Genomic DNA, 23767 nt, shown 5'->3' with positions numbered 1-23767 from the left:
AGCGCTTTAAAAATTTTTTTGAATATAAAACCTTTTAGGCACAAGTTGAAGATCCCCCTAAATCCCCCTTACAAAGGGGGACTTTGAATCTAAGGCGACTTTATACACACAAGTTTATGATCCCCCTAAATCCCCCTTAATAAGGGGGACTTTGAAGCTGATTTGAATCTTGAATCCGGTTCCCCCCTTGTTAAGGGGGGTTAGGGGGGATCTAATCTCTAGCAAAAATCAGAGAATTTGAATCTGGTTCCCCCCTTATTAAGGGGGGTTAGGGGGGATCAAACCCTCAATTTCCAAACACACCGCCTCAAAATTATTCAACACCTGATCGTTGGTAAATCTCACCACTTTCAACCCATATCCTTGTAATATTTGTGTTCTTTCTCGGTCATATTCCTGACCTTCTTTAGTAAAATGACTTTCTCCATCAACTTCAATTACTAACTTCAATGCAGCGCAGTAAAAATCAACTATGAAATTATCAATTGGTCGCTGACGCAAAACTCGAAATTTAAAGGTTCTGAGGTAGTTTTGCCAAAGCTTTTTTTCTGCGGGTGTTGAGTTTTTACGAAGTTCTTTTGCTCTTGCTATTAGTTGAGGGTTGTAGGGTAGGTGAAATTCGGTGGTATTGAGGTTTTGGTGATTTGATGATGGCATTTGATCCCCCCTAACCCCCCTTAATAAGGGGGGGACAGGTATTAGTTTGATTCAGGTTTTGGTGATTTGATGATGGCATTTGATCCCCCCTAACCCCCCTTAACAAGGGGGGGACAGGAATTTTTATTTACAAGTTATTGTACCCCTAACGGACGCACGGCAATATTAACAGAAAAGGGTGAACCTATAGAAGAAAATATCCAGATAACAAAAGAAGCTATTCGGCAGCGAGTGGAGGGAGAAAATTTGTTGCCTTAGAACCTGGAGGATGGGCGGGTTATTGAAGTTATTAGGTGGGAAATTTGTCTGGGAAAGTCGATCGCACTTCCCCACAAGAAAAGCTAGGCTGTGCGATCGCAAAAAACACAATTATAATGATTCATCTGGCGAAAAATTTCAATCAATTATTACAAACTTCAGAACGAAGTATCAAAGAGACTGGTGGGATCAATAGTGATGATTTTTGGAAAATTGTCGAACAGTCAGAGTAAGTTTGATATTATTAAGCATAGCTACTCTGATAAAGTGAACTGCCAAACATATTTAATATGCAAAAACAGACCTTTGATTTTGAGACGGCAACTATTTGTGTTGTCAAAAAAGGTGAAGAAATTACTTACGAAATCAAACGCAGTTGTCAACAAGCTGAATTTTTTGCTGAAGACTTGGGGAATGGGGTAATTCTGGAAATGGTTGCGATTCCTGGTGGCACATTTCTGATGGGTTCGCCAACTGATGAACCAGAATCATTAAATGATGAAAAGCCACAGCATTCGGTGACGATCGAACCTTTTTTTATGGGTAAGTTTCCGGTGACGCAAGCTCAATGGCAAATAGTCGCAGGTTTTCCCAAAGTCAAAGTCGATCTCAAGCCTGACCCGTCTGAATTCAAAGGTGCAAATCGTCCGGTAGAGCAAGTCACCTGGTATCAAGCGATCGAGTTTTGCGATCGACTGTCCCAGAAAACGGGGCGAAATTATCGGTTGCCGAGTGAGGCAGAGTGGGAATATGCCTGCCGTGCGGGAACTACAACGCCTTTTCATTTTGGCGAAACAATTACAACCGATTTAGCCAATTACGACGGCAACCATGTCTATGCTTCAGGTTCTCAGGGAACTTATCAAGATCAAACTATAGAAGTTGGCAGTTTTCCCGCTAATGCTTTTGGGCTTTACGATATGCACGGCAATGTTTGGGAATGGTGTGCTGACCATTGGCATGAAAATTATGAAGGCGCACCGTTAGATGGGAGTGTATGGTTAGTTAGCGCTGAAAGCTTATTTAGGCGGCTGCGCGGTGGTTCGTGGGTCAACAATCCTGGAAACTGTCGATCGGCTTGTCGCAACCACTTCCTTCCGGTCTACGATAACGACATCAATATCGGTTTTCGGATAGTCTGTGGTGCGGAGTGGACTTAGAGGATATTTATTCTTTTACCCTTTTCCCTCTTTTCTTTTCCCTGCACAAAGCGCTTAAAAAATTTTTTGTTTTCCATGTTCGACTGAAAGTGGGGATTCTTTCTGAAAATTAAACCAAGTTGGATAACTTAATCAAAGGTAAATTTGAACTGTTGTCTAACTCATCAATATTAACTGTTAAAAAACATTTATTTAGTACCAGTAATTTCCTGATTTTTTCTATCATAACTTCAAAATATATCTATGGGCTAATTGCAGTATCTATCTATAGGTCAGAGACGAAGCTAGGAGATAAAACGTAAACTTAAGTAAAGATTATTCTTATATATACGGAATCGGATACTGAGTTTATGAATTAATAATTAAAAATAAAAGTACTCACTTAATAAATAGTAAATAGCATCTGAAGAAGAATATTTAAAAGACGAGATGGTACAGAAATTGCCATCTAAGTCAACACTCGTCAATATTTTAACTTCACCTGTGAGAAAGCGAAATAATTTATTAGGGATTCAGCAACATGGATAACAGAAAAATAGCATCAATGATTCATATTAGCGAATACCAATATGGACAATTCAAGCAACAACAACATATAGAAAAATCGCCGACAACTAACTTTTCCTCAACCCCTGAATCAGAAGTGAAAGTTGAAAAACAGACCTTTGAATTTGAAACCGTAACTATCATCAACAAGAGAAATTTTCGATTATTGGGATTAGGTGAAGAAATCTCTCAGCAGATCGATCGCACTCGTCAACAAGCCCAATTTTTTACTGAAGAATTGGAGAATGAGGAAATTCTGGAAATGGTTGCCATTCCTGATGGCACATTCCTCATGGGTTCACCAAATCATGAACCGAAATCATTAGAGACTGAAAAGCCACAGCATTCAGTGAGAATCAAACCCTTTTTCATGGGTAAGTTTCCGATTACACAAGCGCAATGGCGCACAGTTGCAGGTTTTCCCAAAGTTAAAATTGACCTCAATCCTGACCCGTCTAAATTTAAAGGTGCAAATCTTCCGGTAGAGTTGGTTTCTTGGTATGAAGCGGTGGAGTTTTGCGAAAGACTGTCCCAGAAAACTGGGCGAAATTATCGGTTGCCTAGTGAGGCAGAGTGGGAATATGCCTGTCGTGCGGGAACTACAACACCTTTTCATTTTGGCGACACCATCAGCCCTGATTTAGCAAATTATAATGGCAACCAAACCTACGCTTCTAGTCGCAAGGGAGTTTATCGAGAGCAGACTACAGAAGTTGGTAGTTTTCCCCCCAATGCTTTTGGAGTTTACGATATGCACGGCAATGTGTGGGAATGGTGTGCCGACCATTGGCAGGAAAACTATGGAAAAGCACCCAATGATGGTAGTGCGTGGTTATCTAGGGACGAAGGAGCGAGAAGACTGCTGCGCGGTGGTTCGTGGCTCAATGCTCCCGATCGCTGTCGATCGGCTTATCGTTTCCTCAACCAGCCTAGTGTGCGTAATGGTTCGATCGGTTTTCGAGTTGTCTGTGCTGCGGCATGGGACTTATAGCCCTTTAGACTAGAGTTTTAAACCGAAATTTCATCGGTTTTGTTGTTGTAAAGATTGGTTTTTTCGATACCATTCGGAGAAGTTTTCACCTCGGAATTGGAAGCGGAAGATTACTTTGCGATCGCTAGGGTCATCTACTTTTTGTTTTGCTTCCATTTCGCCGCGTCCTGCTGCCATAACTTTTGTTCTCAACTCCCATTTTGTGGGAAAATTAAGCTCATTGGAAAAGATGAATTTAGAAACAGCAAGCGCTCTCAATAAGCTGAGCTCTAAGTTAGTATCATAATCTCCTTTTGAGCTAGTATGTCCTTCAATAACCACTCTGGCAATCTCTTTTTTGAAATCTTTGTTGGCAAAAATTACGCGACTGTAAACTGGAATAAATCGTCTAAGAAATATCTTCCCTGCGGGTTTTAATTCTGCACTATTCTCATCAAAAAGAATTTTATCTTGAATAGTTACATCGCCCGTTTCCGGGTTAACATTGACATTAATGTTATTACCTTTCATCTGTTCAACAACCGTACCAACTATAACCCGGCGCGGTTCTTCTCGGTCTTTTAGCTGGACAAGAACTGTAACGAATAAGAGGGCAAAAATCATCAGTAGTCCAGACATCAAATCGCCAATTGATAGCAAGACACTCGACTCTTCTTCGTCTAGCTCTGGTTCCTGTTTTAAGTTATTTAAATTAAACATAATTAATGTTCGCTGTTGTGATTTTTGTGATTGTTCTGGGCAGCTACTAAATAGGTATTTTGTAGTATAGTATGAATATTTGCTAGAGTAGCATTCAGATTTTCTCTAGCTTCATTCATCTGTTGAGAAGCTACATTTCCAACTTGACCTAAATTGTTAGTTTGTCGATCGAAAATTTCCAGGGAACGATTGTGAAATTCTTGCATTAACTCTCGTTCTATTTGAGCCTGAGTTTGGAGAGATTGTTCTAATTCTTCACGAATACCTATGAAAGTACTAACAGTTTGTTTGGCAATCTTAGCTAGGGCATCTCGCTGTACGCGCATTGTTTCAGAAGTGCGATCGCCTAATTGTTGAAGGTTGTTATTCTGTTCGGCAAATATCTCATGAATGTTGTTTTGAAATTGCTGAATTAATTCCTGCTGAATTTCCGCGTGTGCGTTGAGAGATTTTTCTAATTCTTCACGGATCTCTCTGAAAGTAGTAACTGTTTTTTCTGTGTTAGATTCATAAGAAGATTGTTGTTTTTGCATGGCTGCAATACTTTTATCAACTGACCTTTTAAGTTCTGCCGATACTTGTTGCATGACGTTTTTAGTATCAGTCCGAGAATTCCAGAGAATTGCTTCCAAATTGGTAGCAAATTGCTGAAGTTTGCTCAGAGTTTCTGTTTGAAAATTCTCAATAGTAGCGATCGATTCTGATAAACTAATAGTAATACTCCCTAATTCATTTTTCAGATCCAAAACAGCTTCGGAAGCTTGTTTAGTAAGCTCGGCGCTATTACTTAGTTCGCTAATAATTGGTTTAATTAACTTTTCGCGCTGTTCTTCGATTAAATTTCTCAATATTTCTTGACCTTGATCTGCCTTAATTTCTCGCAATGCTGACAGTTCGACTCGAATTTCTTGAAATACAGGTTTGATGACATTTCCTACTTCTTGTCCGATCGCTTTCGGGCTTAATTCTCGCTGAAGTTCTATCAATTCAGCAAATTTCGTTCCAATTATTTCCGCAGCATTAGCGAGTGCTTGAGAAGCTTTCAAGTTAGCTTCGGGATTTATTTTCTCAAGCAGCCGCATTGGTGTTTCCAATATAGTAATTTTGTTTAAATCTTTTTGCAGATTATCTCGATACTTTCTTCGTTCCCGTTCGCAAAAAGCTAAAAATAATGTGAAAATACTAGAGGCTCCCAATCCCATTAATGAGGTAGAAAAAGCTGTTTTCATTCCTTCGAGTAGTTGAACGCTTGACTTGAGTAAGTCACTGCTATTTTGTCCGATATCTCTTAAAGAAATGTCGCTTAATCCTACTTGAATGCCATAAAAAGTTCCTAAAACTCCGATCGCAATAAGTATGCTTTGAATGAAACGCAAAGAACTGCGAGGAACTGGCTGTTCGAGAATTTCTGGATACTTCAAAAGCAAGAATCGCCCAGACTGTAACTGTGCTTGAAAAATCCCGTTTTGTTCAATTCCGACTAGATGTTCGCTCAACCAATTAAATATTTCTTTCCGCCTTTGTTCAGGAATATTTCTAGAATCTAAGTTGACTGTTTTTCTCCCGATTTCTATCACGCCCTCTAAACTCTTAGATAAGTAGGCGATCGCTTCCACTGCAATCCTGCTTTTTGATTTCTGATATCTTTGATATAACTTGGTAGAACGCCACTCTATCCAGACAGCGAACAGCAATAGTCCTAAAGTTGCCCAATGAAATACGCTGTTTTGCCAAATTACCCCAAAAAAGTAGTTCAAATCATAGATAACTACTTTTAGTACTTTTTCCAGTTGATTCACTATTATTCTCCTTAATTTTACTACTCTTTTCTGTGTCTCATTATAAATAAGTTTATTATAGATACTTGACAAGAGAAAGTTAGAATAAATTACTTTCTCTTAGCCTAAGACTTCATCGACAGTAATAACAATCTCAGGAAAAGCGAGTATCGATAAACTTTGTCCCCGAATAAATCTTTGAATATTTTGATAACCATTTAGTGAAGGTTCTCGATAAACTTCAATACATTGCTCATTAAGATCCACTAACCAAACTTCAATAATACCGTTTTCTGCATAAAGAGGAATTTTGATTTGGCGATCGCTTTCCACCGTTGTATCTGCCACTTCCACTAATAATAAAATATCCTGTGGTTTTGGATGTCCCGACTCATAAAAATCAGCTTTTCTTCGCAATAATGATATATCTGGCTGAGGTTCGGAGTTATCATTCAATTCTACTGGATTTTGTACTCCTACTGTTACCAATTGTGTCAAACGTAAAATAAATAACTCATTTAAACGATTGACATGGGATGAATGTCTTCTATTAATTGGTGTCATTTCAACAATTTCTCCTCTAATTAATTCTACGCGATCGTCTTCTGTCAAAATCCCAGCTTCAACCATTTGATGATACTGCTCTACTGTAAATTTCCGTCTCAATAATTGTATAGACATTGCTACCTCCAGCAGTTGATATTAACTTTATCCCAACACTTCATTTACGGTAATAACAATCTCAGGAAAAGCGAGTATCGATAAACTTTGTCCCCGAATAAATCTTTGAATATTTTGATAACCATTTGGTGAAGGTTCTCGATAAACTTCAATACATTGCTCGTTAAGATCCACTAACCAAACTTCAATAATACCGTTTTCTGCATAAAGAGGAATTTTGATTTGGCGATCGCTTTCCACCGTCGTATCTGCCACTTCTATTAATAATAGAATATCCTGTGGTCGGGGATGCCCTGACTCATAAAAATCGGAACGAAGTTGCAGCAATGTTATATCTGGTTGAGGTTCAGAAGTATCATTTAGTTCTATGGGATTTTGGGGCCAAATAATTGCTCTTTGTCCCAAACGAATTATCAATAATTGAACAAAACGAGCAACATAAGCAGCGTGTCTTCTACCAATTGGTGTCATTTCAACAATTTCTCCTCGAATCAATTCTACGCGATCGTCCTCTGTCAAAATCCCAACTTCAATCATTTGATGATACTGCTCTACTGTAAATTTTCGCCTCAGTAATTGTACAGACATTACTACCTCCAAATATTTCAGTTATTTCAGATTTTGCAGCAGCGGAGATAGAATCTCCCAAACCTCGTTCCCAGGTTGAACCTGGGAACGATAAATAGAGGCTCCGCCTCGTGGTGTAAGATATCAGTTATGCAATTTATTCTAGAACTTCTAACACTGCTTTGGGTGAAAGTTTATCTTTAAACCAAATAATTTTTGCTGGGGTATTGCTGATTTTAACTCCCGCTTTTTCTAAGTTCAACCTTTCGGAAACTGCCAAGATCAAATTGTCACATTGAGCTTTTCTAGCTTGAGCAAATTTCTTTTGTAAATATTCTGGTCGCCAGTAACCAACTATTTCTAATAAGTAACTTCTGCCATCAGGATGAACCAAGCGAAAATCAGGAATCATCACACTTCCGGGAATAGGAATTAAGTCAACTTCTCGTTCTAAAACCCAATCAGTTTTTAAAGAATCCCAACGATTAGCAAAACCAGCTTCTAACATACTATCGTAAGGTTTTCCGGGTGGATAATGAGTGACTAAACCGCAATCAGAATTGAGTGTAAATCTACCTGTTTTTTCTTTGCCACTGTAGATATCTCTGGTTTGTAAAGTGGAACTGAGACTCCATTTTGTAACGTGCAAAAGTGCGGGGATGAGTTTTGCGATCGCCAATCCATATCTCGTGCTAGCTTTAAATAAACTAGCTGGTCCATCAATAGTAATAGTAAAACCATGATCGGCATCACCTTCAATATAAGCCATTAATTGAAACAATTTTAGATAGCGAAACAGCAATTTATACTGACCGGGAACATTACGATGAGCATTAATTGTAATCTGACTAGCACGATAAAAAACTCCCTGAACTTGCGAAATATTATAACGATGTATGATATCTTCTGGTGCAGGAGAATCAAACTGAGTTAAAATGCGATTCTCCTGCAAATCTGCATATAAACCAGTGCGAATTTGTTGAGAAGAAACCTCTTTATTTAACTCTTGAGTTAGTTGTTCTGCCAAATTATTCAATACTCTTTGAGATGCTAAAGGATTAGGAATTGATTGTGCAGCTAAAGTAAAAACTCGCTGACGTAATTCCTGCGGTTCCAGAGGACTAACAATCTCAAAAGTAGAAAAATTACTCTTTAACAAATGAGCAAAACCCCGCTTTAAACGATAATCTGGACTATCACCTTCCAACTCCAAAAGTTGCTTATCTAACTCACCTTGAGTTTTACCAACATTCTCTGCAAAACAACTAATTGAATCCGTCGCAATTTCCAAATTTTGATCGTCAATCTTCAGGCGTTTCGGGACGATTGACTCCCCATTTTGGCGATGAATCAGCAACTCGCTTGGTAACATTTTTCTTCTTAGATTTTCGACTTTCCTTAGAATAACTTATCTCTGATTTTCCCTGCTTCTTAACCGAATCATCAACCCCTAATTCCCCCGATTCAGCAACCTTATAAACAGGTTCAGAAGGCAAAAGTTCCAACTGAACAAACTTACTCTCTTCTTCTCTTTCTTTGCGTCCTTCGCGTCTTCGTGGTTCAAATTCCTCTCCTTTTCTCCGTTGAGAAACCCTTTCCTCACTAGTATCTTCCGTCACCACCTCATACAAAATTGCCCGCTTATTATTATCACCTCCTTTCCGCAAAATTCGCCCCAATCTTTGAATATATTCCCTTGGTGAAGCAGTACCAGAAAGGATAATTGCAATACTAGCTGCTGGCACATCAACACCTTCATTTAAAACGTGAGAAGCTACCAAACTTTTATAAATTCCCTGCTTAAAACGAGTCAAAATTTCGTGTCTTTCCTTAATCGGAGTTTGATAAGTAATTGCCGGAATTAAAAACTCTTGAGAAATGCGATAAACTGTAGCATTGTCGGTAGTAAATATCAAAATACGTTCGGGGAAATGTTCGGCTAACAAATCAGCCAAAACGCGAATTTTTCCCTCAGTTCCCACAGCGATTTCCCTCGCTTCTCTATGAGCTAACATAGCACGTCTTCCGGCAGGCGATCGCGCACTCACCATCACAAATCTTTGCCAACCTTCGAGACTGGACAACTGAATTTTTTCCGCCTTCAAAAAGTCATTACGAATTTTAATTAATTCATTATATCTTTCTCTTTCCTGCTGAGATAACTTAACTTTAATCGGGATAATTTGATGATCTGCTAAAGCTTTTCCGGCTAATTCTTCAGGAGTTTTCCGATAAACCTCTGTGCCAATTAAAGTATCTAATTCCTTATGTTTGCCGTCAGTTCTTTCGGGAGTTGCGGAAAGTCCTAAGCGATAAGGTGCGATCGCAAATTCTGCAATTACCCGATAAAATTCCGTAGGTAAATGATGGCATTCATCAAAAATTAACAAAGCATAGCGATTTCCTAAACTTTCGGCATTAATTGCTGCACTATCATAAGTAGCAACAAGAATCGGTGTTTTATCCCTCGATCCACCTCCCAATAAACCAACTTCTGCATCAGGAAAAGCCGCCACTAAATGTGCATACCATTGGTGCATTAAATCCAAAGTTGGCACTAAAATTAACGTGCTACGAGGCGTTGCTTGCATTGCCAATTGTGCCAAATAAGTTTTTCCCGCAGCAGTTGGAAGCACAACAACTCCTTGTCTTCCTGCTAATTTCCACGCCTCCAAAGCTTCACTTTGATGAGGGTAAGGTTCCATTTCTAAACTCGGAACTAATTGCAGAGGTACAAATTCTTTTGCCTCATCAATAAAATTAATTCCTTCTGCTTGCAAAGCTTCTACCAAAGGACGGTAATGAATAGCCAAAATGCGAAATTTTTCTACTCTGTCATCCCAAGTAGCAAATTCCACCCAGCTTTTGCCTCTTGGTGGTGGATGCAGAATTAACGTGCCGCGATCGAAAGTTAAAGTAGGAGTACGAGGCATTATTATCTAAAACATTGATTCCCCTCGTTAATTTTAGATGTTAAGTGGCAATTTGTAACCAAAAGTCATCTTACCTTAACTCTCATTTCCCACCAGTGGCAGAACAGTAATAACTTGCGAAAAACGATTAAAATCAGCCACATTGTTAGTTAAAATTTGATTAATTCCATAAACTAACATTGTTGCAACGATATTTGCATCATGTACCTGTCTATCACCAATGGGAATTTGTTCCATTAATCTTAATAACCTTTCTGTCACCTGTTGATTGTCTTCTGCTATTCGGAATTGGGTTTGGAAAAATCTCACCCTTGCGATTACAATTGCCAAAGGTTGAGGATTGACAAATGCTTGTGGACGGGTAAGAGTTCTCAGATATTCTCGTAAGACTTGGCGGCTAATCCATAAATCAAATCCAGCATCATAATAGTTTTGAATTGTTTGTAGGGCTACTTCATGAAAAGGAGATTCTTGGACATTTGCGTACACTAAGATATTAGTGTCGATAAATACAGCATTAGCTACTCCATTAGTCATACATATCCTCACGTCTTAAAGAAAGATTAGCAGGCCAAGGGCCATAATTGTCTACGGGAAAATTTAAAGGCGATCGCTCTTTCTTTGTTTCCAGCTTCTCTGTTTTAATATTTTCATCAATCACCAATACTACTTGATGTTCTCCTGGGGTAATATCTGGTGGTAATTGCAGCGTAACTTTGCCATCAGCTGTTACTGTAGCAATAGTAGTAATAGTTTTCACGATCGCTTCTCCTAACTGTACATTTCAAATATACTAAAATTATTCCTTAAATTAAGGATTACTCATGATACAAGATAACGAAATTGCTGTTGAGTTTCATAATGTCGCTTATTTACTTAACGATCGCCCTTTAGTATCTAACCTTAATTTCACAGTACAAAGAGGCGAAATTTTGGTATTACTAGGGCGCAGCGGTTGTGGAAAAACTACAACTATGAAATTAATTAATCGGTTGCTGACTCCTAGTAGTGGAGAAGTACGAGTTGAGGGAATTTCTACTACTGAATGGAACCCGATTAAATTGCGGCGAAGTATTGGTTACGTGATTCAAGAAACTGGTTTATTTCCCCATTTTACAATTGCTCAAAATGTGGGACTAGTTCCTAGTTTGGAGGGATGGAAAAGCGATCGCATTTCCCAACGAGTCACTCAACTTTTACAACTAGTCGGACTCGACCCCAAACAATTTGCCCACAGATACCCTAACGAATTATCAGGTGGTCAACGTCAGCGAGTTGGTGTCGCCCGTGCCCTCGCCGCTGACCCACCATTATTATTAATGGATGAACCATTCGGCGCACTCGATCCAATCACTAGAATTGAAATTCAAAAAGAGTTTCGGCAACTACAAAAACAGTTAGGTAAAACAGTCGTTTTTGTTACTCATGACATTCAAGAAGCTTTTCTATTAGCAACGAGAATTGGCTTAATGGAATCAGGGAAAATGTTATTGATTGATACGGCTTCGGAATTTATTAAATCCGAACAAAAGGAAGTGCAAGAGTTTTTACAATGCTTACCTTTTTTCAATCAATCTAAATCTGAGAATAACGATTAACACCGGAACTAAGACAGAGTATCAAAGTATTAACTACCCTCTACCTGTTCCCGCTACTGAAAATTGATGATAAATTTAAGCTGGGAGCGATCGCCATCATCTATCATCTACTATCATCTAGGGTCAAAACACAATAGCGATATGAAAAAGCGGGACTTTATACTACTTTGCGTACTGGGCTTTAGTTTAGCAATGTTAATTGCCAGCTGTAGCGTCAAACCAGACAACTTAATTGCCATTGGCTCAAAAAACTTTACCGAACAGTTAGTTTTAGGAGAAATACTTGCTCAACATATCGAAGCTAATACTAACTTGAAAGTTCAACGAAAACTTAATCTTGGTGACACCTTTGCTTGTCATCAAGCTTTAATTAATGGTAAAATCGACGCTTATGTAGAGTATACTGGTGCAGCTTTTTCCGCCATTTTGCAAAACGAACCGATTAGCAATCCCCAAGAAGTTTACCAGTTAACTCAACAAAAGTATGAGCAAAACTTTAACTTAGAATTAATGCCTCCCTTGGGATTTAATAACCCATTCGCTATTATGATTCGTGGCGAAGATGCCAGAGGATTGCAAGTACAAACTATCTCCCAAGTTGCTCAAAAAACACCACTTTGGCGAGCGGGTTTCGCTGACGAATTTCTCGAACGGAAAGACGGGTTTCCCGGATTAGCTAAAACTTATAATCTACAGTTTGCCGAACCACCAAAAGTCATGGATTCCCAACTAATATATTCTGCTTTAAAAAACCGAAAGGTAGATTTAGTTGCTGGTCATTCTACAGATGGGCAAATTGGACGCTTCGATTTAGCTATTTTACAGGACGATCGCCTTTTCTTCCCTCCCTACCAAGCCGTACCAATAATCCGACAGCAAACTTTAGCAAAACATCCCGAATTAAGAGAAGTACTTCAACAACTAAGTGGAAAAATTTCCGAACCAGAAATCAAACGCTTAAACTTTCAAGTTGAAGGGGAAAAACGCGAACTCAAACAAGTTGTGCAACAATTTCTCCAATCTAAAGGGTTAATTACATAAGTAACAAGGCAAAAGAAAAAACCTCCTTTTTAATTACTTTTGCCTTCCCCTAAATCCTGAAATCTTAGAAGGTTTCAGATTTAGGCAACTTCTGCATCGGGATTTACAAATCTAACTTGCTGTGCTTCAGCAGTGGGTACTAACATCCAACCTGCTCCGAGTAATTTCTGATATGTCGCCCACCCTTTAGAACCCCCTGGTTCTCGGTAGTCAGGAACAGAAAATTGAGGAAACGCTGTATAAGGTCGCCAGTTTTCATGAGAAGCTTTCCGTAAATGTAAAATTTTATTGCCACCTGTACCAACTCCAGGCAACCAACACATCTGTCCAGCCATAACGATCTCCTTTTCTTTCAATTGTGGGAGGTGAAGCTGTAAGCAGGCTGTGTGAGGATGTGCTCCTTAGCTTCTGGTTCCAGCTAACCTACCTTATCTTGTGTAATTTGTCAACCATCGTGGCATAATTTCCTTTGTACAACATCACCCTTAATGAGTAAGTTTACTCTTCTGACTAGATCCGCCCAAAGAAATAATTAAGTCTCGGACTAAATCAGTATGTTAAAGGTTGAGGACTAGCGATTAAGCTGCGAATTACACTTGTGCGGCTATTGTACTCAGTATCAGTTAGTACAGGTGTAGTATTGGCGACAGAAATTTCTTCTTGAAGATCGATCCAAGATTTGCAACCACCATATTCGGCGCGGTAAGGTATTTCTTGGGGTTGGCTGAGTTTGTAAGTGCGTAAAAGTAAAATGTAAATTGGCTGACGTGGTTTCCATTTTAAGCGATCGCTCACAAATTGCTCATTCCAAATATGAAACGGCAACAGCGCTTTAATACTAGGTTCAAAACTTACCATAAAAATATCAGTAATTTTCGCCCAAGCGCCAATCCGAATAGTTTCTGGATGCCAACCTGACGGTACTGGTGTTACTAAATCTGCATATTCCGGCTTTAACAAATCAGGTTGTTGATGTTCAAAAGTCGGGTAAAGTAACACTTCATTATGAGCAACTTTAAAATGATTTCCTTCTTCTCGAATGCCACCTTTCCGAAGCAATAAAATAGTTCTTCCCGCTTCTAAAGCATCAACAGTAACCGCCCATTCTTTCAACGCATGATTAGTTGTGGTTAATTCCATTGAGATTTTTCACCATTGCAGCTAAGGCTATTCTAGCGGCTATAAATAATTTTCCACGCCGCATAAATTACGCCTCCCACAATCACAAAACCTAGCATCATGGAAACAAAAGATACCACCGTAGTTAGTACCCAAATTCCTGCCAATGCTACCGCAGAAAAGGCGATCGCTTTACCCACTTGCCGCATTTTCGCTAATCTTCCTGGTGATTTTTTATCCGACGTTTCGGCAGTTACGGGTTTAGTTTGATACTGGCGATCGAGTTCCGTTTCAATTTCTCTGAGTCGCCGTTCTATGTTATCTTCCGGGGAATTGTTTTTATAATTCATCTAAAATATCATCCTAATCTTTGCTTGCAGACCAATAACCTTAACTAAGCTAACCTGATTCAGTCAATAGACAGTCACTTTCATCCTTGTCAAGGTATAACATTTCACTGTTGAGACGGCAAGAACATTAAGTAATAAAATTAGTCATAATTAAACAAAAATGGAGATAATCATGGAAAAAAGAAAGTTAGGGTCATCTGATATTGAAATTACACCCATTATCATGGGAACTTGGCAAGCTGGTAAAGCTATGTGGGTAGGAATTGAAGACGCGGAAACCGTTAAAGCAATTCGATCGGCTTTTGAAGCGGGAATTACTACAATTGATACTGCCGAAGTCTACGGTAAAGGACACTCGGAACAGATAGTAGCACAAGCTTTGTCAGATGTGCGCGATCGAGTAGTTTATGCCACAAAAGTTTTTGCCAATCATCTCAAGTACGATCAAGTGATAGAGGCGTGCGATCGATCTTTGCAAAACCTCAAAACTGATTATATCGACCTTTACCAAATTCATTGGCCTTCTGGTTCTTTTAAAAGCGAATTTGTTCCCATTGAAGAAACAATGAGGGCATTAAATGACTTGAAACAACAAGGAAAAATTCGTGCCATTGGTGTTTCCAATTTCTCTCGCGCCCAAATAGAAGAAGCTGCCCAATATGGCAGAATTGATAGTTTACAACCTCCCTATTCTTTGTTTTGGCGCAAAGTAGAAAAAGATGCCATGCCCTACTGCGTTGAAAATAACATTTCCATTCTGGCTTATTCACCTTTAGCCCAAGGTTTATTAACCGGAAAATTCGAGTTAGGGCATGAATTTCCCGAAGGAGATAACCGCAGAGATAACAAACTTTTTAAAGGTGAAAATTTCGTCAGGGCGCAAGCAGCTATAGATAAATTGCGCCCCATTGCCGATCGCTACAACGTATCTTTAGCCAATTTAGCAATCGCTTGGTTAATTGCCCAACCCCAAACAAATGCCATTACCGGAGCACGTCACGCCAAACAAATAGAAGAAAATGCGATCGCCGCAGAAGTAAAACTTTCCCCCGAAGACTTAGCTGAAATTGATGCGATCGGACGCACAGTTACCGATCCTTTGGAAAATGAAAATTTAATGTGGGAATGGGGTGGGTAGGTACTGGGGACTGGGGACTGGGGACTGGGGACTGGGGACTGGGGACTGGGGACTGGGGACTGGGGAAGTTTTGAGTTTTGAGTTTTGAGTTAGGGAATGGAGGTAGAACCTCCTTCACCTCGTTCCCAGGTTCAACCTGGGAACGAGAATTTCCCCACCTCCCCACCTCCCCATCTCCCCACCTCCCCACCTCCCCACCTCCCCATCTCCCCACCTCCCCACCTCCCCATCTCCCCATCTCCCCATCTCCCCATCTCCCCATCTCCCCATCTCCCCACCTCCCCATCTCCCCACCTCCCCACCTCCCCATCTCCCCATCTCCCCATCTCCCCACCTCCCCCTAGTCCCCGATCGCCAAATCTGTAATCATCGGCAAATGATCCGAACCTACATCTCTACCAGTTCGCGATCTAATTACCTGAATATTTTCACTCACGAAACAATGATCTATAGGAATTGACAATAAAGGCAGAAAATTCGGCCATGTAGGTTGTACGCCAAAACCAAACCGCCCATTTTTTAATTTAGTTTCTTCAATAAATCGCTTATAAAATGGCGACCACATCGTAATATTAAAATCACCCATTACTATTACTGAATTATTAACTTTTACTAAATAATCAGCCATTGCTTGTAACTGGGAATTTCTGTGAATAAAACCTATTTTTTGTAAAGGATAATTGGGATGAGTTCCCATAACTATTACCTCTTTACCCCGATATTTAATCGTTGCCACTATAGTTTTTCTCGGCCCTTGGAATTGCTCAAGTGATACCTTTTCTAAGGGAAATTTACTAAAAAGAGCAGTACCAAAATTATAAGAATCTTGGGAAATTACCGAATAAGGTAGTAAATCTTTTAAAGCTGCTAATTCCTTTGCCCAAACTTCACTAACTTCTACAAAAACGGCAATATCTGGTTTTTCTTCTCTCACTAGCGAGATGACTTTAGAGTATTTTTTGTTATTATACAAAACATTAGATTGAAAAACTTTTAATTGTCCGACTGTGGTTTCTGCTGCGATCGCACTTTGAGGCAAATACCAAGGGACAATTTCTACTAAATTCAGTAAAATGCAACCAACACTAATCACCAATCCAATTTTGTTTCGCGTCAACAGAAAAAAGAAAAAAGCACAAAACCCGATTACCAAATATTGCAATTTAAAATGAGCAGTCAAGTCTAAAATATAGTTAAACTTGCCTAAATATCCAGTAATACTGAGCAAGATAATCAGAATAGTTACCAGCATAAAACTACTGGAAATCAAATCCTTAAACTTGTAATTAGCAATCATAAGAAATCAATGTTAACTTCTGCTTCAACTAGCTCAACTCCGAAGACTTCCGCAAAGGCGATCGCCACTTTTTGCCGCACTTCTTCTAAACTAATATCAGGAATAAATTGCGCTAAACTACCCACAGGTTTATCCACAATTCCACAAGGAACAATCCTAGTAAAACCAGTCAAATCAGGACAAACATTTAAAGCAAAACCGTGCATTGTAATCCAGCGACTTACTTTAACACCGATCGCCCCCACTTTACACCCTTCCAGCCAAACTCCTGTATAACCCGAAAGTCTTTCTCCCGGCAAATTATAACTCCCCAACACCCGAATTAATACCTCCTCCAATTGACGCAAATACCAATGTAAATCTTGGCGATAATATCGCAAATTCAAAATCGGATAACCAACCAACTGACCTGGACAATGATATGTTACCTCACCGCCACGCTCAATGCGATACACCTGACGATCGCTGTTGTCAAGGTCAAATTTAACAAACTCTCTTTTTGCCCCCGTACCCAAAGTGTAAACAGGGGGATGCTCTAACAAAATTAACAAATCTTCTAACTCTGGCTGTTGCCGACGTTCTGCAACTAGCGATCGCTGCCATTCCCAAGCAACCTTGTAATCTACTAATCCCTGGTTAAATAAGCGACAAAAACGCCGTTTTTCTTTGATATCCAAGCCAAACATTTCATTATTACTCGAAATCATTACCAAAATCAAGACTAAATTGAGCAAAAATCTCAAAAAAGTCTGACAATTAAATCAAGAAATGTCAACAGATGCAAAAGATTTTAAACTTAGGGCAGATTAGGATGTACGCCAGAATACAAAGTGCTACTGTTTTATGTAGAAGGACTTTTGAAATAGGAGGAAGCCTATTTGAAGTAGAAATGCCCATTTACAAGAGAGCGGCTAAGTTGATAGGTTAAAAACCCAAAGTTTGAGTCTCAAAGTGGGCAAGGTAGAACAGCGTCTTGTAGCAGAGAATTTAGGCGTTTGAGATACCAGAAACAGATTTTTAGGCGAGTAAACCCGAAAAAATTCGGCAATATATCCAGCTGATTTCTAATTAACAGACATCAGCATTTTCGCACCTAAAAACAGATAAAAATTTTCCGTCGGGAAAGTAGGACTCTGACCAACTTTCCCTCTAACCAAAGATAGATGCAGGCGAAAGAAAAGCCTGTACAGCATAAAGAAATAAGCGGGAGAATGTGATATGAAGCTTGTTATTCACGGCAAAAATATTGAGATCACAGATGCAATTCGTGAGTACGTACATCAAAAATTGGAAAAAGCAACAAGTCATTATCTAAACGTAACAAATGAGATTGACATACATCTTTCAGTAGCCCGCAATCCTCGAATTGAGAAAAACCAGATTGCTGAAGTTACAGTTTATGCCAACGGTACAATAATTCGTGCCGAAGAAGGTAGTGCAAGCCTATATGCAAGCATTGATTTAGTCGCTAATAAAATTGCCCGCAACCTGAAAAAATACAAAGAAAAACGCCTAGATAAGAAAACCCAAACAAAAACAGTTGAAGTTGTAGAACAACAGCCAGTAACGACAGATTTAATTGGCGATCGCAGTCCCGAACTACCAGGCGAAGTAGTGCGTACCAAATACTTTGCCATGCCACCAATGACGATCGAAGAAGCATTAGAACAATTGCAACTAGTAGATCACGACTTTTATATGTTCTGTAACGCCGAAACAGGCGAAATCAACGTCATCTACGAACGCAATCACGGAGGCTACGGCGTAATCCAACCCCGTCGCAACAACGGTCATACTGGACATAAAAACGGCAAAACCGCCCATAGCACACCTGTTGCTGAAAAGACACAAGCCAAGTAGTTGAGGAGACAAGGGGACAAGGGGACAAGGGGACAAGGTGACAAGGTGAGTTTTAAGTTTTGAGTTTTGAGTTAAACTTCCCCATCTCCCCATCTCCCCACCCCCCCATCTCCCCACCCCCCCATCTCCCCACCCCCCCATCTCCCCACCTCCCCACCTCCCCACCTCTTCCTTAAGCGCGACGCTTCATAGGAAAAACGGGCTTTGCTAACACCTGTTGATAAAGTTCTTCCAACTGAGCGATGTTGCGACTGAGAGTGTATCTTTCCACGATTCTGGCTCTGGCATTTCGACCTAAACTAGAGGTGAAATCCTTGTGGTCGCGCAATAGGGGTAACAAAATTTGTAACTCTGTTTTGACTCGCTGCGGGTTAATAATTACGCCAGCGCCCCCTTCTAAAACTTCGCCATCTGCACCGACATCTGTGGCAATACAAGCTACACCACAAGCCATCGCTTCCAACAAAGATAAGGAAAGACCTTCAGCTAAGGAAGGGAGAATGAATACATCAGAGCCTCGCAGGATGTCGATTCGGCGCTGTTCATCAGCGACAAATCCCAACCAAATGATGCCATATTCAGAATCATAAAACGGTTCTAAAGATGTCCTTAAAGGCCCATCGCCCACAATCAGTAATTTGCAATCAGGCCCCATATTCGCCTTTTGCCAAGCTCTAAGTAAAGCTTCGACATTTTTTTCGGGAGCTATTCGGCCTTGATAAACAAAAATACATTTAGCATTAAATTGAGATTTCAGATGAGAAGTTCCGGGACAGTACTTTGTCTCATCAACTCCATTGGGGATTACAGCTACCTGTGTAGGGGAAACACCCATGCGAGAGAGTAATTCCCGTTGAACTTCAGAAAAAACAATTACGCGATCGTAGTTTGCTAAAAAAGGTGAGTATAGTTGATAAGCCAGATATTGAGTTCCCGACTTAATTTTGGCTCCTTTCCGGGCATAAGGAGTATGGAAAGTTGCCACCAGGGGCAAATTTAGCTCCTGACAGATTTCGGGAAGTATGAAGTCTAAGGGAGACAGAGTAAGAGAGGCGTGTACTAAGTCTGGTCGTAAATCCCGTAGCGATTCAATCAATTTCTTTCTTGATTGTAATGTAGGGATAGTATAAACCTGGGACTTGTATAAAAAGGGCAGGGAAACTTCTTGATATTGAGGCCATTTGTCTGAGTCGGATTCTTCTTCTGCAAAGTGCAGGAAACTAATCTTATGTTTGCTCATTAAAGCATTAGTAATTTCCCGACTGTAGGTGACATTGCCGCAAAAGGGTGTTTTTTTTCCCAGCCAAGCGATGTGAAGCTGACTCATTCAGGTTTTGCCAACTGCTAATTGCCACTAGCTAACTACGACATTGAGCTTATCAAAAGTCAAGAGTTGTTTCGGAATGACCGATAAATTCTGACTGATGAATTTTGGTAGTTGGTAGTTGGTAGTTGGTAGTTGGTAGTTGGAAAAACCCATTACCGATTACCCTTTACCGATTACCCAATGACGCTTTTAGCAATCTTGGTTTGATTTTGTTTGTGTGTGAGAGCTAGTGTTGCAACTATACCAGGTAAATAGCCCTCCTGCGATCGCAGCGGCAGCTAAAGTTAGAAAAACTGCTTTTAAACCAAAGAAGGTTTCTGCCACACCAGCTAAAGCCAAAGGTAAACTCATGGCAATATTGATGGCGTTGTTCTGCAATCCAAATACTTTACCACGCATTTCTGGGGGAGTTTCCCTTTGAATCGTGGTTTGCATTGGTACAGCCACCAAAGCGCCAAAGGTTCCCATAATCATCACTAGTAATAACACCAACCACAAATGATGGGGAAGTAAAGCCAAACCAGTTAAAGCTGCTGCAACTCCTACCGAACCCAATAAACTTAAAACTATATGGGATAATCTTTGACCGAAATGCCCTAAAAGTGTAGAACCTAATCCAATCCCTACTCCACCAGCCGACATTAAAAAGCCGAACTGTGAAGGTTTTAAGCCAGGAATTAATTCTGCAAGACGCACGGCTAAAACCGAGAGGGCGGCAAATACAGAAAATAAGATAATTAATTGTAAAAGGGCGCTGCGAACTCGCTTTTCTTGGCTGAGGTAACGCCATCCTTCCTTTAAATCTGCCAGAACATGGGGTGCTTCGTGGTCTTGAGGGTTGTCTTTTTCGTGGGTTTTTAACCAGATTAGCAGCAGACCTGCTACGCAATAAGACCCACCAACCAACAATTCTTTCCCAATATTTCCCTCGCCACCCAAGTTTAACCATATAGTATCTGCTAGTGCTAAGAGTGGTTCCCCTACAGCAAAACCAATTACCACCAGCGCCATCATTGTTGTAGTGTAAAGCGAATTCGCTGATAGTAAGTGACGACGTTCCACAATCATGGGAATGGCAGCTTGTTCTGCGGGGGCGAAAAACTGAGTTAGTGTAGAAACTAGGAAAGTCACCAATAACAAGATACAAAAACCTGCTGGCAAACTAGCTATAGACATCCAATCTTGAGCTAACCAAAGTAAGGGAGGTAAAGCCAGCACTAAGGCTCCGCGAAACAGATTTGTCGATACTAATACTGTACGCTTCGACCAGCGATCGACAAACACACCCGCCAAAGAACTAAACAACACAGCGGGAATCGTAAAAGCCATCATAATTGCTGATACCCAAGCACTAATTGTCTGACCCCCAACTTGAAATTGAGTATCAATCAGCGCAATCATCAGCACCAAATAAACCTTATCCGCCAGCTGCGAAAAAACTTGACCACTCCAAAGTGCCAGGAAATTACGATTTTTCAGAACTGGAATAAAACCAGTAGATGATTCTTCCTCTTCCTCTAGTTCCGTAGTTTTTGGTGCAACTTGAGCCTTAGTCACCGCCAAAGCATTACCCGGAGAAGCTGACGGAATCAAGCCATTATTTCCCGGAGCCACAACTTGCTGACTAGAATTTAAGGATTTACCAGAGGTAGGAAGTAGAGTTTCCGACGCTAAGAAGTCCTTTAAGTCTCCCTTTTTTTGCATCTGTGTCTCTTCTTTCCCATTCTGGGATTTCCCATTTCCATTAGACTGTTCCAGCTTGCCCGATTGTGGTTTAGCGTGGGACGAAGGAGCATGAGTTGGCATTATCAATGTTTCTCTATCAGAATCAAACCATTCCATGACTTATCAAGAGGAAGTGGACAGGGAGTTTAAATAAGTATCCATTAAAATGGCCGATCGAATCAGCCGTCCAAAATGATATTGACTATACTGGCGTAAAACTTTTTCTATAGATAGCCAGTTAGATTGTTGAAAAAAACCGTCACCTACATTTTCGGCAACTGGCGATAACGCAGGATTTGCTAACTGCTGAAATAAAGACAAATCGCTGGCTGAAAGTTGAGCATCTATTTTCGGAATCTCCTTTTCTTCAGTAAAAGTTGTAGGAACATAAACACCTTTAAATTTGGAATTTTGAATTTGGTATTTTGAATTTCTGGAGCCTTCTGCCCTAGCCTTCGCTAAAGCCAGTAAATTGACTATACCTCCAGCCGCGTTACTAAAACCGACTCGCCATTCGGAAGTTTGCCAGTCTGGTGTCAGAGGTTGCCCAGTTAAGCAACAAAGACGTACTTGGGGGGCGATTCCAGCCAGAGCTAAAGTATGAAATACCGCATGGGCAAGATAAGCTAAGACCATTAAAGACCGATTTACGGTATTTTTAGGTATTTGCTCAATACGTCTCAGGTGTTCTGTCAATAAACAAAACAGTTCTTCTTGGGGTTGTTCGCTCAAGGCGTGACAGAGTACTAATTCTGCTAAGTATTGACTAGCTGAGAGTTTCAGCAAATGATCGCCTAGCTTAGGATAGCTTTCTATAGTTTCTGCTTGAGTTATTTTATCTAGCGATCGCCCCGATGCGATCAATAATTCATTTACCACAAATAACTCACTCCTACCACCTAGCTTTGAGTGATGCTTCCGCGCCCCAGGTGCTACCGCCTGAATTAAACCAAACTCCCTTGTCAAAATCGTTAACAAGCGGTCTGTCTCACCCAAAGGCATACTTTTAAGATTTATACCAGTTGCTTTATACGTTCTACTCATTAAATCTAGGGATTGGGGACTGGGGACTGGGGACAAGGAAGTAGGGGGAATTTGAAGAGGTGGGGGGGTGGTGAGATAGGGGGATGGGGGGAGTTGAAGAGGTGGGGGGTGGGGAGGTAGGGGGATGGGGGGAATTTCTAGCTCCAGATTTCTCCCCATCTCCCCATCTCCCCATCTCCCCATCTCCCCATCTCCCCATCCCCCCATCTCCCTATTCTTTTTCCTCTTCTTCCAGATTATCGCGTTGCCGGAGCAAATCGATACCGCGAGAAGTTCCCAAGCGAGTTGCTCCTGCCATAATTAGGTCAACTGCTTGTTCTAAAGTACGAATGCCCCCTGATGCTTTAATGCCTACGTTGCCTTTAGTGATTTCTTTAAGCAGTTTCACGTCGGCAACTGTGGCACCAGCGTACCATCCTGTACTTGTTTTTAAGTATGCTGCCCCGGCATCCATACATACCTCTGCCGATAGTCGTTTTTCGGCATCTGTCAATAGTGCGGTTTCCAAAATCACCTTGACTACTTGACCTGTTTCTTCACAAATTTCGGCAATTTCTCGGTGTACTGCCTCTGTTTTACCACTTTTTAGCCAGCCAAGATTAATTACCACATCTAATTCGGTAGCTCCATTTTCTACGGCTTCTTGTGCTTCGTAGAGTTTGACTGCGGATGTGGTAGCACCTGAAGGAAAACCAATCACTGTACAAACTCTGGGCGCTTTGTTTTGGAGCAGTTCCGCTGCTAGTCGCACATGAGTAGGATAAACGCAAACTGCGGCAAAGTGATATTTTTCTACTTCTTCACACCACTGCCGTACTTGCTCTGGGGTGGCAGTGGGATTTAGCAACGCATGGTCAATAAATGGCGCAATGTCAATTTCTGGCTGAACTCTCGCCATCTCTGTTTTTCCCCTGACTATCCTTCGGTTTACTTCTATCACAAAATTGGGACAAGGGGACTAGGGCGAGTTATGAGTTTTGAGTTATGAGTTTTAAGTT

At 40.5% G+C, this 23767-nt stretch carries 25 protein-coding genes and 1 pseudogene; 7 read left to right on the top strand and 19 right to left on the bottom strand.

Annotated features, from left to right (window positions below):
• Positions 1–258: 258 nt before the first annotated feature.
• The gene (locus ACE1CA_RS03380; RefSeq protein ID WP_413277163.1) at positions 259–657 is read right to left on the bottom strand and encodes an endonuclease domain-containing protein; all 399 of its coding nucleotides are present in this window, start codon (positions 655–657) and stop codon (positions 259–261) included.
• A gap of 293 nt (positions 658–950) precedes the next feature.
• Here ACE1CA_RS03380 and ACE1CA_RS03375 point away from each other — a divergent pair, with 293 nt between their 5' ends.
• The 3 genes and pseudogenes from ACE1CA_RS03375 to ACE1CA_RS03365 all read left to right on the top strand — a co-directional run bounded on the left by ACE1CA_RS03375 (position 951) and on the right by ACE1CA_RS03365 (position 3612).
• Positions 951–1148: a hypothetical protein gene (locus tag ACE1CA_RS03375; protein WP_413277164.1), complete on the top strand. Its 198-nt coding sequence runs from the start codon at positions 951–953 to the stop codon at positions 1146–1148.
• A 66-nt stretch (positions 1149–1214) separates the two neighbouring features.
• Positions 1215–2075: pseudogene (locus ACE1CA_RS03370) on the top strand (formylglycine-generating enzyme family protein); the annotation flags it as partial.
• A gap of 520 nt (positions 2076–2595) precedes the next feature.
• Positions 2596–3612, top strand: a complete 1017-nt coding sequence (locus ACE1CA_RS03365; protein WP_486517640.1) for a formylglycine-generating enzyme family protein — start codon at positions 2596–2598, stop codon at positions 3610–3612.
• Positions 3613–3642: 30 nt separating this feature from the next.
• Here ACE1CA_RS03365 and ACE1CA_RS03360 read toward each other — a convergent pair whose 3' ends face one another.
• The 8 genes from ACE1CA_RS03360 to ACE1CA_RS03325 all read right to left on the bottom strand — a co-directional run bounded on the left by ACE1CA_RS03360 (position 3643) and on the right by ACE1CA_RS03325 (position 11030).
• On the bottom strand, positions 3643–4311 hold the full coding sequence (locus ACE1CA_RS03360) for an OmpA/MotB family protein (RefSeq protein ID WP_413277166.1): 669 nt from the start codon (positions 4309–4311) through the stop codon (positions 3643–3645).
• Between the two features lie 2 nt (positions 4312–4313).
• Complete coding sequence (locus ACE1CA_RS03355; protein WP_413277167.1) at positions 4314–6110, bottom strand: hypothetical protein; 1797 nt, start codon at positions 6108–6110, stop codon at positions 4314–4316.
• 99 nt (positions 6111–6209) lie between these two features.
• Positions 6210–6770: a Uma2 family endonuclease gene (locus ACE1CA_RS03350; RefSeq protein WP_413277168.1), complete on the bottom strand. Its 561-nt coding sequence runs from the start codon at positions 6768–6770 to the stop codon at positions 6210–6212.
• A 27-nt stretch (positions 6771–6797) separates the two neighbouring features.
• Entirely contained in the window at positions 6798–7358 is a 561-nt protein-coding gene (locus ACE1CA_RS03345) for a Uma2 family endonuclease (RefSeq protein WP_486517639.1), read from the bottom strand.
• A gap of 136 nt (positions 7359–7494) precedes the next feature.
• Complete coding sequence (locus tag ACE1CA_RS03340; RefSeq protein ID WP_413277170.1) at positions 7495–8709, bottom strand: DUF790 family protein; 1215 nt, start codon at positions 8707–8709, stop codon at positions 7495–7497.
• Positions 8639–10270, bottom strand: a complete 1632-nt coding sequence (locus tag ACE1CA_RS03335; protein WP_413277171.1) for a DEAD/DEAH box helicase — start codon at positions 10268–10270, stop codon at positions 8639–8641. The genes ACE1CA_RS03340 and ACE1CA_RS03335 overlap by 71 nt, the downstream gene beginning before the upstream one ends.
• A 75-nt stretch (positions 10271–10345) precedes the next feature.
• Positions 10346–10807 (bottom strand): type II toxin-antitoxin system VapC family toxin, encoded by a 462-nt coding sequence (locus ACE1CA_RS03330; protein ID WP_413277172.1) that lies wholly within the window; start codon positions 10805–10807, stop codon positions 10346–10348.
• A complete protein-coding gene (locus ACE1CA_RS03325) occupies positions 10800–11030 on the bottom strand; it encodes a hypothetical protein (RefSeq protein ID WP_413277173.1) in 231 nt (76 codons plus the stop codon). Before ACE1CA_RS03325 ends, ACE1CA_RS03330 begins: the two co-directional genes overlap by 8 nt.
• A gap of 64 nt (positions 11031–11094) precedes the next feature.
• Here ACE1CA_RS03325 and ACE1CA_RS03320 point away from each other — a divergent pair, with 64 nt between their 5' ends.
• Both ACE1CA_RS03320 and ACE1CA_RS03315 read left to right on the top strand, forming a co-directional pair.
• Positions 11095–11868 (top strand): ABC transporter ATP-binding protein, encoded by a 774-nt coding sequence (locus ACE1CA_RS03320; RefSeq protein WP_413277174.1) that lies wholly within the window; start codon positions 11095–11097, stop codon positions 11866–11868.
• A gap of 66 nt (positions 11869–11934) precedes the next feature.
• Entirely contained in the window at positions 11935–12909 is a 975-nt protein-coding gene (locus ACE1CA_RS03315; protein ID WP_413277175.1) for a glycine betaine ABC transporter substrate-binding protein, read from the top strand.
• A gap of 80 nt (positions 12910–12989) precedes the next feature.
• Here ACE1CA_RS03315 and ACE1CA_RS03310 read toward each other — a convergent pair whose 3' ends face one another.
• The 3 genes from ACE1CA_RS03310 to ACE1CA_RS03300 all read right to left on the bottom strand — a co-directional run bounded on the left by ACE1CA_RS03310 (position 12990) and on the right by ACE1CA_RS03300 (position 14378).
• Positions 12990–13244, bottom strand: coding sequence for a hypothetical protein (locus ACE1CA_RS03310; protein ID WP_413277176.1), 255 nt, complete (start codon positions 13242–13244; stop codon positions 12990–12992).
• A gap of 214 nt (positions 13245–13458) precedes the next feature.
• On the bottom strand, positions 13459–14049 hold the full coding sequence (locus ACE1CA_RS03305) for a DUF1802 family protein (RefSeq protein ID WP_413277177.1): 591 nt from the start codon (positions 14047–14049) through the stop codon (positions 13459–13461).
• A 32-nt stretch (positions 14050–14081) separates the two neighbouring features.
• Entirely contained in the window at positions 14082–14378 is a 297-nt protein-coding gene (locus ACE1CA_RS03300; protein WP_413277178.1) for a hypothetical protein, read from the bottom strand.
• A gap of 172 nt (positions 14379–14550) precedes the next feature.
• Between ACE1CA_RS03300 and ACE1CA_RS03295 the strand changes: the two genes are divergently transcribed.
• Positions 14551–15516, top strand: a complete 966-nt coding sequence (locus ACE1CA_RS03295) for an aldo/keto reductase (RefSeq protein ID WP_413277179.1) — start codon at positions 14551–14553, stop codon at positions 15514–15516.
• Between the two features lie 131 nt (positions 15517–15647).
• On the opposite strand, the gene ACE1CA_RS03290 is transcribed toward ACE1CA_RS03295, so the two are convergent.
• Genes ACE1CA_RS03290 through lipB form a run of 3 tightly spaced genes read right to left on the bottom strand, consistent with a single transcriptional unit; the run spans position 15648 to position 17520 of the window.
• Positions 15648–15842, bottom strand: coding sequence for a hypothetical protein (locus ACE1CA_RS03290; RefSeq protein WP_486517638.1), 195 nt, complete (start codon positions 15840–15842; stop codon positions 15648–15650).
• A gap of 14 nt (positions 15843–15856) precedes the next feature.
• Entirely contained in the window at positions 15857–16813 is a 957-nt protein-coding gene (locus tag ACE1CA_RS03285) for an endonuclease/exonuclease/phosphatase family protein (RefSeq protein WP_486517637.1), read from the bottom strand.
• Positions 16810–17520, bottom strand: a complete 711-nt coding sequence (gene lipB, locus ACE1CA_RS03280; protein WP_413281228.1) for a lipoyl(octanoyl) transferase LipB — start codon at positions 17518–17520, stop codon at positions 16810–16812. Before lipB ends, ACE1CA_RS03285 begins: the two co-directional genes overlap by 4 nt.
• Before the next feature lie 511 nt (positions 17521–18031).
• On the opposite strand from lipB, the gene hpf reads away from it, so the two are divergent.
• Positions 18032–18673 carry a ribosome hibernation-promoting factor, HPF/YfiA family gene (gene hpf, locus ACE1CA_RS03275; RefSeq protein ID WP_413281229.1) on the top strand — a complete coding sequence of 214 codons (642 nt, stop codon included), beginning with the start codon at positions 18032–18034 and terminating at the stop codon, positions 18671–18673.
• Positions 18674–18845: 172 nt separating this feature from the next.
• Here the strand turns inward: hpf and ACE1CA_RS03270 are convergent, their stop codons facing one another.
• The 4 genes from ACE1CA_RS03270 to deoC all read right to left on the bottom strand — a co-directional run bounded on the left by ACE1CA_RS03270 (position 18846) and on the right by deoC (position 23667).
• A complete protein-coding gene (locus ACE1CA_RS03270) occupies positions 18846–20000 on the bottom strand; it encodes a glycosyltransferase family 4 protein (RefSeq protein WP_413281230.1) in 1155 nt (384 codons plus the stop codon).
• A gap of 189 nt (positions 20001–20189) precedes the next feature.
• The gene (locus ACE1CA_RS03265; RefSeq protein ID WP_413281231.1) at positions 20190–21704 is read right to left on the bottom strand and encodes an MFS transporter; all 1515 of its coding nucleotides are present in this window, start codon (positions 21702–21704) and stop codon (positions 20190–20192) included.
• A gap of 144 nt (positions 21705–21848) precedes the next feature.
• Positions 21849–22769 (bottom strand): DNA repair protein RecO, encoded by a 921-nt coding sequence (recO, locus tag ACE1CA_RS03260; RefSeq protein ID WP_413281306.1) that lies wholly within the window; start codon positions 22767–22769, stop codon positions 21849–21851.
• A gap of 211 nt (positions 22770–22980) precedes the next feature.
• On the bottom strand, positions 22981–23667 hold the full coding sequence (gene deoC, locus ACE1CA_RS03255) for a deoxyribose-phosphate aldolase (protein ID WP_413281232.1): 687 nt from the start codon (positions 23665–23667) through the stop codon (positions 22981–22983).
• Positions 23668–23767: the final 100 nt, after the last annotated feature.

It is taken from the genome of Floridaenema evergladense BLCC-F167, assembly GCF_041929205.2.
Taxonomy (GTDB): domain Bacteria; phylum Cyanobacteriota; class Cyanobacteriia; order Cyanobacteriales; family Aerosakkonemataceae; genus Floridanema; species Floridanema evergladense.
This window is presented reverse-complemented; position numbering and strand designations above follow the sequence as displayed.

Bases quoted from the DNA above. Each gene is read 5' to 3' on its own strand.
- deoC (WP_413281232.1), bottom strand. From the start codon at position 23,667: ATGGCGAGAGTTCAGCCAGAAATTGACATTGCGCCATTTATTGACCAT.
- ACE1CA_RS03350 (WP_413277168.1), bottom strand. From the start codon at position 6,770: ATGTCTATACAATTATTGAGACGGAAATTTACAGTAGAGCAGTATCAT.
- ACE1CA_RS03380 (WP_413277163.1), bottom strand. From the start codon at position 657: ATGCCATCATCAAATCACCAAAACCTCAATACCACCGAATTTCACCTA.
- ACE1CA_RS03335 (WP_413277171.1), bottom strand. From the start codon at position 10,270: ATGCCTCGTACTCCTACTTTAACTTTCGATCGCGGCACGTTAATTCTG.
- ACE1CA_RS03315 (WP_413277175.1), top strand. From the start codon at position 11,935: ATGATAAATTTAAGCTGGGAGCGATCGCCATCATCTATCATCTACTAT.
- hpf (WP_413281229.1), top strand. From the start codon at position 18,032: ATGAAGCTTGTTATTCACGGCAAAAATATTGAGATCACAGATGCAATT.
- ACE1CA_RS03285 (WP_486517637.1), bottom strand. From the start codon at position 16,813: ATGATTGCTAATTACAAGTTTAAGGATTTGATTTCCAGTAGTTTTATG.
- ACE1CA_RS03290 (WP_486517638.1), bottom strand. From the start codon at position 15,842: ATGGGGAGATGGGGAGATGGGGAGGTGGGGAGGTGGGGAGATGGGGAG.
- ACE1CA_RS03360 (WP_413277166.1), bottom strand. From the start codon at position 4,311: ATGTTTAATTTAAATAACTTAAAACAGGAACCAGAGCTAGACGAAGAA.
- ACE1CA_RS03320 (WP_413277174.1), top strand. From the start codon at position 11,095: ATGATACAAGATAACGAAATTGCTGTTGAGTTTCATAATGTCGCTTAT.
- ACE1CA_RS03340 (WP_413277170.1), bottom strand. From the start codon at position 8,709: ATGTTACCAAGCGAGTTGCTGATTCATCGCCAAAATGGGGAGTCAATC.
- ACE1CA_RS03265 (WP_413281231.1), bottom strand. From the start codon at position 21,704: ATGCAAAAAAAGGGAGACTTAAAGGACTTCTTAGCGTCGGAAACTCTA.
- ACE1CA_RS03345 (WP_486517639.1), bottom strand. From the start codon at position 7,358: ATGTCTGTACAATTACTGAGGCGAAAATTTACAGTAGAGCAGTATCAT.
- lipB (WP_413281228.1), bottom strand. From the start codon at position 17,520: ATGATTTCGAGTAATAATGAAATGTTTGGCTTGGATATCAAAGAAAAA.
- ACE1CA_RS03365 (WP_486517640.1), top strand. From the start codon at position 2,596: ATGGATAACAGAAAAATAGCATCAATGATTCATATTAGCGAATACCAA.
- ACE1CA_RS03295 (WP_413277179.1), top strand. From the start codon at position 14,551: ATGGAAAAAAGAAAGTTAGGGTCATCTGATATTGAAATTACACCCATT.
- ACE1CA_RS03330 (WP_413277172.1), bottom strand. From the start codon at position 10,807: ATGACTAATGGAGTAGCTAATGCTGTATTTATCGACACTAATATCTTA.
- recO (WP_413281306.1), bottom strand. From the start codon at position 22,769: ATGAGTAGAACGTATAAAGCAACTGGTATAAATCTTAAAAGTATGCCT.
- ACE1CA_RS03270 (WP_413281230.1), bottom strand. From the start codon at position 20,000: ATGAGTCAGCTTCACATCGCTTGGCTGGGAAAAAAAACACCCTTTTGC.
- ACE1CA_RS03310 (WP_413277176.1), bottom strand. From the start codon at position 13,244: ATGGCTGGACAGATGTGTTGGTTGCCTGGAGTTGGTACAGGTGGCAAT.
- ACE1CA_RS03300 (WP_413277178.1), bottom strand. From the start codon at position 14,378: ATGAATTATAAAAACAATTCCCCGGAAGATAACATAGAACGGCGACTC.
- ACE1CA_RS03305 (WP_413277177.1), bottom strand. From the start codon at position 14,049: ATGGAATTAACCACAACTAATCATGCGTTGAAAGAATGGGCGGTTACT.